This is a genomic window from Mesorhizobium sp. M7A.F.Ca.US.011.01.1.1, assembly GCF_003998295.1.
Lineage (GTDB): Bacteria > Pseudomonadota > Alphaproteobacteria > Rhizobiales > Rhizobiaceae > Mesorhizobium.
Window position 1 is genome coordinate 1 of the sequence record NZ_RZRT01000219.1, and the last position, 589, is coordinate 589.

1 protein-coding gene is annotated in these 589 nt (G+C 65.9%); it reads right to left on the reverse strand.

The window, feature by feature from the left end:
- Window positions 1–589 (reverse strand): 2-oxoacid:acceptor oxidoreductase family protein (locus EOA13_RS37420; protein ID WP_206535388.1); only part of this gene is annotated, 589 nt, incomplete at both ends.

Sequence of the window (589 nt, forward strand, 5' to 3'; positions counted from 1 at the left end):
ACCATGGCGTCGAGCGTCTCTGGCTTCGTCGCCTCGGCGCTGCCTATCTGCGCCGTATTCAGCACCGCCGCAAGGTCGATCGCCGCGCGGCGGCCCCAGCCGAAGGCAGCACGGTTCATGGCGACGCCCGCGCCGTTCATCTCGATCGCTCTGTCGATCGATGTCAGGCTGATCGGCAACAGTCCGCGCTGCCAGGCATTGCCGAGCAGGAACATGTTCGCGGCGATGGCGTCGCCCATCAGCGCGAGGCCAAGCTTCGTCGCCGAAACCAGCGTGACCGCCTCCTCGCCGGCTGCCCGGCGCAATTGCTTCAGCGTCGCTTCCTGGCGGAAGTCGATCGCGGTGTTCTGCACGAAGGAGGCGGTCGGCGCGAAATGATCGTCGAGCACGGCTCTTGTGCGGCCATGCGCAAAGGTCGAGAGCGATGTCGCGGACGCAGAGACGACGATGTCGAAGCCAAGCACCAGATCGGCCTCGCCTGGGCCTATCCTGACCGTGTTGAGCAAGTCGGGGTCGCGCGCCAGCCTGATATGCGAGATCACCGCGCCGTTCTTTTGCGCCAGCCCGGTTTGGTCGAGGGTCAGAAGGC